Raw genomic sequence first — 6248 nt, 5'->3', positions numbered from 1 at the left:
GATCATGTCCCAGGACGTGGTGTAGCTTAGACGACCACGGCTCATCCCAGAGGGTCGGATGAGTATCAGCTTGCTGCTGGCAGGCTGATGAGCGGATCATCGCTCATTGTGGCGATTGTCTCAAGTGTCATGTAGCGGGATCGCTGGACGGCCCATTCATCGTTCTGTTCGAGCAGCAGCGCACCGACCAGGCGCACGATGGCGTCGTCGTTGGGGAAAATGCCGACGACCTCTGTGCGCCGCTTGATCTCACCGTTCAATCGCTCAATGGGGTTGGTCGAGTGAAGTTTGGCCCAATGCTGCTTGGGAAAGGTCATGTAGGCGAGCACGTCTTGCTCGGCACTGTCCATGAGACTGGCGAGCTTCGGTACCTTTGGCCTGATCTGGTCGGCGACGTTGCGCCACTGAGTGCTTGCGGCCTCCGGCGTGTCCTGAGCGAAGGCCGTTGCAATGAACGCGGAGACAACCCGGCGTCCGCTCTTTCCAGCATGGGCCAAGGCATTGCGCATAAAGTGCACCCTGCAGCGCTGCCAGGTGGCGGAAAGCACTTTCGATACTGCGGCCTTGATGCCCTCATGGGCATCGGAGACGACGAGCTTGACGCCGCGCAGCCCCCGCCTGATCAGCTTTCGAAGAAACTCGGTCCAGATCGCCTCGGCCTCGGACGTGCCGATCTCCATGCCGAGCACTTCGCGTCGGCCATCGGTGTTGACGCCGACGGCGATGATTACGGCGACGGAGACAATACGACCACCGCGCCGAACCTTGAGGTAGGTCGCATCGATCCACAGGTAGGGCCATTCTCCTTCGATGGGCCTGTCGAGGAAGGCCTTCACCTTCTCATCGATCTCCTCGCAGAGCCGGGACACCTGACTTTTGGAGATGCCCGACATGCCCATGGCCTTGACGAGGTCATCAACAGAGCGGGTCGAAACACCCTGGATATAAGCCTCCTGGATGACCGCCGTCAGAGCCTTCTCGGCCATGCGGCGCGGCTCCAGGAAGCTCGGGAAGTAGCTGCCGGTGCGAAGCTTGGGAATGCGCAGCTCGACGGTGCCCGCCCGTGTCTCCCAATCCCGGTCGCGATAGCCGTTACGCTGGGCCAGCCGGAAGCCATTCTTCTCGCCATAGGCCGCGCCGGTCTTCGTGCCGACCTCCAGCGCCATCAGCTTCTCGGCAGCAAAGCCGATCATCTCCCGCAGCAAATCGGCATCAGCGCTCTTCTCAACGAGTGAGCGCAGGTTCATCATGTCGTCGGTCATCGGTGGTGTCCCTCAGGTTGGCTCTAAGCAACCCGACCCTACCGGAAATCACCGATGGCTATGAAATCAAGCTACACCACTCCATGGGACACGATCATAGCGGATCGCTCTTGCGCGCATTTGCCAGAAGGCGGGATCGACGCCATCGATATCGACCGTGATGCTATCCCTGATGCCGGGACCGGAAAGACGCAGCCGCTGTCCGGAACCAATTCGCGCGGGGGCAAACAGCGTCGCCGCATCGTCCGGATAGGCGAGGCTGCCGATGCGCAGCGAGGCGAGGACTTTGAGCTTCTCGGCAGAGTCGATTGCCGCGAAGACATAGTCCGCCTCGGCAAGCGGCGCCGGGTGGGCGCCCGTTGCGGTCAGGACAGAGCTCAAAGAGGCGTCGTCTTCGCAATGGAAGCTGCATTCGCGATCGAGCAGGCTCTCCGCGAGGCTCCAGAAACCCTCTTCCGACATGTCGCGAGGCTGGCCGGGCCGGCTGAGAGCCCACATGAGATCTTCAAACGTGGCATTGGTGCGGGTATCGTCCACGGTCGGTGTAAGGGAATGTGCCATGGTCAGAATGTCTCCATCTGCACGCGGGTCGCTTCGACGTTTCGCAGTCGCTGGCTGTCTTCTTCCCGCTGACGGTCGTGCTCGGCGTTCAAAAATTCGAGAATGATGTCGGCTCGATGATTGCTGGCAATTGCCGCATCGATGATCGCCATTGCCATGGCATGCTCGAGGTCGCGGCCAATGATGGCGCCATAGCCTTCTACGGACTGTCCCGGCACGCGGATATGCGCTTCGGATACAAGCACTTCGCCCAAGTGAAAGGCGGTGCCCTGGACGGTATCCGTCAACGGAAGCATCACAAGGCCGGTACGGTTGACGACAACGTCGACGTCGCCAAGTGTGTCGAGCAGCTGTTCGGCGGTGGCCTTGATGTTTGTCGGACGGCTTGCTGCGAGAATCTCCAGGGTCTGCGCATGGGCACAGGATGCGCCGACCGGATCACCAGTCTTCTCCTTAGTCATCGTCTTTTCCTTGGCACTTAGGGGTCGCTCGATGCCGGCGATGGGTCACCGGAAACATTCGGATGACTACTATAATCATCCGAATGAATTGTCTATCGCGTTTTGCTGTCGCAGATGAGATTTCTCGACCCGTGCGTCGCGCTCAGTCGTCGCGCCGGCGCAGCCATTCGGCCGTGACACGGCTTGCGTCCAGTGCGGCAGCCGCCGGCGTCTGCCCTTGCAGCAGGGCGAAGAGAAAAGCTCCTGCGAAGCGGTCACCCGCGCCGATCGTGTTTGCGGGAGCGACCCTGTCCGCCGGTTCGACCTCGATGGCGTCCGCGCCGTCGAACAGCGTGATCGGGTTGGGGTCATCGGTGAGGACGAGCATCTTCAGGCGCGAACCGGCGATTGCTGCGGCGCGTTGCCAAGCGTGGGCAAGATCGTCCGGGACATCGTCACGAGAGGAGATGACGTAGTCCGCTGGGCGCGGCGTCGCCGGCTTGAGTGGAAATTGGGAGAGGACGAGTGGTTGCGCACTGATCTGATCGACAATGTGCTCATCAAGAGTAAAGGCATTGATATAGACGCCGGCGCTCGACAACGTCCCTATGGCCGTAAAGGGATAGGATCGTCCGGCTGGCCCGATGATCGTCCGCTCCCCGTTCGGCTCCAGGAGAATTTCCAGCGGCGCGGTTTCTCCTGGGGTCATCACGATATAGTCGGTGTCGAAACCGGCCGAAGCAAGCGACTCAAGGGCCGCTTGCCCTTGGTCGTCCTGCATCAACCGCGAGACGATGGCGACGTTGGCGCCTAATTCCAGAAGCTGCTGGCCGGTGTAATAGGCGCCGCCGCCAAGCCGGGTTGTTCGGGATGAGAAATGCATTCGGCCGCCTCGAACCAACGGGCCATCCAGTTGCCATATGCGATCGTGGTTCACCGATCCGATTACAATTACTCTGGGCATGCTTTGCCTATCTGTCGTCAATGCCTGGTGCCAACGCGTCCACGATGAAACGCTGCGCCAGTAGGAAGATCAAGAGAACCGGAACGATCGACAGCAGACTTGTCGCCATCAATGGACCCCAGGGCCGGTCCGAACTTTCGATATCGGCAAAGACGGCAATACCGGTCGTCAGCGTCTTTTTGAAAGCATCATCCAGCACGAGCTGGCCCCAGAGGTAGATGTTCCAGGCACCCATGAAGGAAACCACCGAAAGGGCAGCTATTGCTGGGATGACGTTTGGAACGCCGATCTCGATGAACTGCCGCCACAGGCCGCTTCCATCGATGCGTGCCGCCTCGAACATCGAGCCAGGCAGCGACCGGAAAGCCTGCCGCATGTAGAAGACATAAAAGCCGATATAGGGAATCGACGGGATGATCATCGCGCCATAGGTGTTGAAAGCCTGAAGCTTCACCACGGCGATATATGTCGGAATGATCGCCAGCACATTCGGAAAGGACATGGTGGCGATGACGAACCAGAACAGCGTCTGCTTCCCTTTGAACTCTAGCCGTCCGAAGGCGAAACCCGCCGGGATCGCGAGAATGAGCTTTCCGGCGGTGATAAGGCTTGCCGTGAGGATGGAGTTCCACAGCCACATCCAGATGGGATGACGGCTTGCGGCAATGGTGAAATTCGCCAGCGTCGGATTTTCCGGCCAGAGGCGCACGGTCTTTGCCATGATCATGTCGTTCGGCGTGAAAGCCGCGGCCACCATCCAGACAAGCGGAAATATCGTGACGATGCAGATTGCCATGAGCACGACGTGCAGCAGCAACCTGTGAAGCTTATGACCGATATTGCTCATCTGTAATGCACCCGCTTCTCGCTGACGCGGAACTGCAGCCATGTAATGGCGAGTACGAGAGCTATGATGATAACGGCAACGGCGCTGGCCGGGCCGAACTGGAAGAACATTAGGCCCTGTTGCCACAGGAAATACAGAAGGCTCGAGCTTCTCCCCGCCGGTCCGCCATGGGTCAGGACATCGATGACGCCGACGATATCGTCGAGGACATGGAAGAAGGTCGTGACGCTGATGAAGAAGGCGGTCGGCGTCATCAGCGGCAGGCTGATGTTGAAAAAATGCCGTGTCGAGCCGGCGCCGTCGAGCTGTGATGCCTCGCGCAGCTGTTTCGGCAGACTTGCCAGCGCCGCCAGCCATAAAAGCATGTTGAGGCCGAAGGTCTTCCAGAAGGTAACAAGGCTGACGCAGAACAATGCAAGGTTCGGATCAGTGTGCCAACGCGACGGCGGAAAGCCGAAGTAGCCCAGGACTTCATTGAGCAAGCCATTGACTGGATTGAACAGCCAGGACCAGGCGACACCCGCAACGGAATAGGCCACGATTGTGGGCAGGAACAGGCTGCCGCGATAGAGCCCCTGCAAGGGATTCTTGCGCACCGAATGCAGCATGACGGCAAAGATCAAGGGGATAATGATCTCGGCGGGGATGAGGACGATGCAATAAAGAAGCGTATTCCAGGCAGCCAGACGGAAGTCGGAATTGCCGAAAATCAATGCATAATTGTCGGCACCGACAAAGCGGATACCTGCGGATAGCAGATTCCAGTCGACTACCGATAGCAGCATAGAGGCGAGGAGCGGTCCGTAGAGAAATATCGCCACGGCAAGCACGGCCGGCCCCACGAACAAATAGGGGGCCAGCGATTTGAAACGGAATGGCATGATACGAAGCCTATGCCGAAATCAGCCCTGCAAGCTCGTCGTGAGCTCCCTTGATGCCGTCGGTAACTGTCGTTTCCTTGAGCAGCATACGCGCAACCCATTTGCGCCAAACCGCCTGACCTTCGAGGCCGCGCTTGCCCGGCCAGATCGTTTCTGCGGTCAAACCGTCCGCCAGTTGTGCGGCCGCGGGCTTCATGAACTCGTTGATCAGCGGAATGTCGTGCTGCGACGTGTTGAGATAGCCGGTCTGGGACCAGAGTGCCTGCCCTTCCTTCGAAGCGCAGAATTCGAGGAAGGCAAGCGAAGCCTCCGCCTGTTCCTTGTTGCGGGTGTAGACGGCGAGGAAATTACCGCCGCTGTTCATCTTGCGCGGATGTCCTGCAAGGCCGGGAAACTTGGTCGTGACGGCCTTGGCGGCGCCGAACGGGAAGGAAATCGCTGCCGTCGAGCTGGTCGTGCAGATGGCAAGCGCGCCGGACTGGAACGCGGCGACCTGTTCCTTGTCGCCAACGGGCAGCCAGAGGCCCTCATGGGCCGGCGCGCAGTATTCGCCCATGCCGGCAATTGCTTCCGGGCTGTTCAGGGCGAGCTTGCCATCGGGATCGATGATGAAGCCGCCGGCATTCTGGATGAAGGATTGGCTCGTCCATTCGTTGTTGGACAGCGAGATCGGCGAACGATAGGTCGGATGCTTGCCTTTCAGGGCCGCATCGAGCTTGCGTGCGCTCTCGTACAGCCACTTGGTGTCCGGTGTTTCCGGAAGGTTGGGGTCGAGGCCGGCAGCCTTCCACATCTCGCTGTTGATATAAGTAATTGGCGTCGACATGGCCCAGGGAAGGCCGATGACTGCGCCATCGATCGTGACCAGCGGTAATACGGAGGAACGAAAATTGGCGAGAATGACCTCAGCCTTCGCAGCATTGATCTCACGCAGATCACGCGCGCCGAGCGTGCGCTTGGCAAAATAGCCGAACTTCCAGCCGGTGATCATCATGGCTGGCGGTCGACCGGCAGCGACGCTGGCGACAGCCTTGACCGTGACGGCTTCATAGTCGCCATCGAACCGGTTGGTAACGGTTACGCCTAGGTTCTTTGCGTTGAACGCATCGACGACTTTCTGGAACGGCTTGTCGGGACCCCAGGTGCTCGAAATTTCAATCGCCGCATCGGCAGAACGGGCTTTGCCGGTCATTGCGATCGATGTGCCGATGACTGCGGTCGTACCCGCGATGAATTGCCGACGATTAAGCGCTACCATTATACCCTCAATATTCGAATGAATAATAAAACATC

General features: G+C 59.3%; 7 protein-coding genes. All 7 read right to left on the bottom strand.

What is annotated here, in order from left to right:
* Positions 1-65: 65 nt before the first annotated feature.
* Positions 66-1262 (bottom strand): IS256 family transposase, encoded by a 1197-nt coding sequence (locus QD461_RS30750; protein WP_004110519.1) that lies wholly within the window; start codon positions 1260-1262, stop codon positions 66-68.
* A gap of 66 nt (positions 1263-1328) precedes the next feature.
* Positions 1329-1823: a phosphonate C-P lyase system protein PhnH gene (locus QD461_RS30745; protein ID WP_414090979.1), complete on the bottom strand. Its 495-nt coding sequence runs from the start codon at positions 1821-1823 to the stop codon at positions 1329-1331.
* A gap of 2 nt (positions 1824-1825) precedes the next feature.
* Complete coding sequence (phnG, locus tag QD461_RS30740; protein ID WP_414090978.1) at positions 1826-2284, bottom strand: phosphonate C-P lyase system protein PhnG; 459 nt, start codon at positions 2282-2284, stop codon at positions 1826-1828.
* A gap of 142 nt (positions 2285-2426) precedes the next feature.
* Positions 2427-3227 (bottom strand): PfkB family carbohydrate kinase, encoded by an 801-nt coding sequence (locus QD461_RS30735; RefSeq protein WP_414090977.1) that lies wholly within the window; start codon positions 3225-3227, stop codon positions 2427-2429.
* Positions 3228-3234: 7 nt separating this feature from the next.
* Positions 3235-4074, bottom strand: a complete 840-nt coding sequence (locus QD461_RS30730; RefSeq protein WP_414090976.1) for a carbohydrate ABC transporter permease — start codon at positions 4072-4074, stop codon at positions 3235-3237.
* A complete protein-coding gene (locus QD461_RS30725; protein ID WP_414090975.1) occupies positions 4071-4955 on the bottom strand; it encodes a carbohydrate ABC transporter permease in 885 nt (294 codons plus the stop codon). Before QD461_RS30725 ends, QD461_RS30730 begins: the two co-directional genes overlap by 4 nt.
* Positions 4956-4965: 10 nt before the next feature.
* Positions 4966-6213: an extracellular solute-binding protein gene (locus QD461_RS30720; protein WP_414090974.1), complete on the bottom strand. Its 1248-nt coding sequence runs from the start codon at positions 6211-6213 to the stop codon at positions 4966-4968.
* Positions 6214-6248 lie beyond the last annotated feature (35 nt).

It is taken from the genome of Rhizobium sp. BR 314 (assembly GCF_047445805.1).
Taxonomy (GTDB): Bacteria; Pseudomonadota; Alphaproteobacteria; order Rhizobiales; family Rhizobiaceae; genus Rhizobium; species Rhizobium lusitanum_B.
Note: the sequence above shows the minus strand (reverse complement) of the source record. Positions and strands in the feature narration are given on the sequence as shown.

Excerpts from the sequence above, each read along its gene's own strand:
- QD461_RS30750 (WP_004110519.1), bottom strand. The coding sequence starts at position 1,262 with ATGACCGACGACATGATGAACCTGCGCTCACTCGTTGAGAAGAGCGCT.
- QD461_RS30745 (WP_414090979.1), bottom strand. The coding sequence starts at position 1,823 with ATGGCACATTCCCTTACACCGACCGTGGACGATACCCGCACCAATGCC.
- phnG (WP_414090978.1), bottom strand. The coding sequence starts at position 2,284 with ATGACTAAGGAGAAGACTGGTGATCCGGTCGGCGCATCCTGTGCCCAT.
- QD461_RS30735 (WP_414090977.1), bottom strand. The coding sequence starts at position 3,227 with ATGCCCAGAGTAATTGTAATCGGATCGGTGAACCACGATCGCATATGG.
- QD461_RS30730 (WP_414090976.1), bottom strand. The coding sequence starts at position 4,074 with ATGAGCAATATCGGTCATAAGCTTCACAGGTTGCTGCTGCACGTCGTG.
- QD461_RS30725 (WP_414090975.1), bottom strand. The coding sequence starts at position 4,955 with ATGCCATTCCGTTTCAAATCGCTGGCCCCCTATTTGTTCGTGGGGCCG.
- QD461_RS30720 (WP_414090974.1), bottom strand. The coding sequence starts at position 6,213 with ATGGTAGCGCTTAATCGTCGGCAATTCATCGCGGGTACGACCGCAGTC.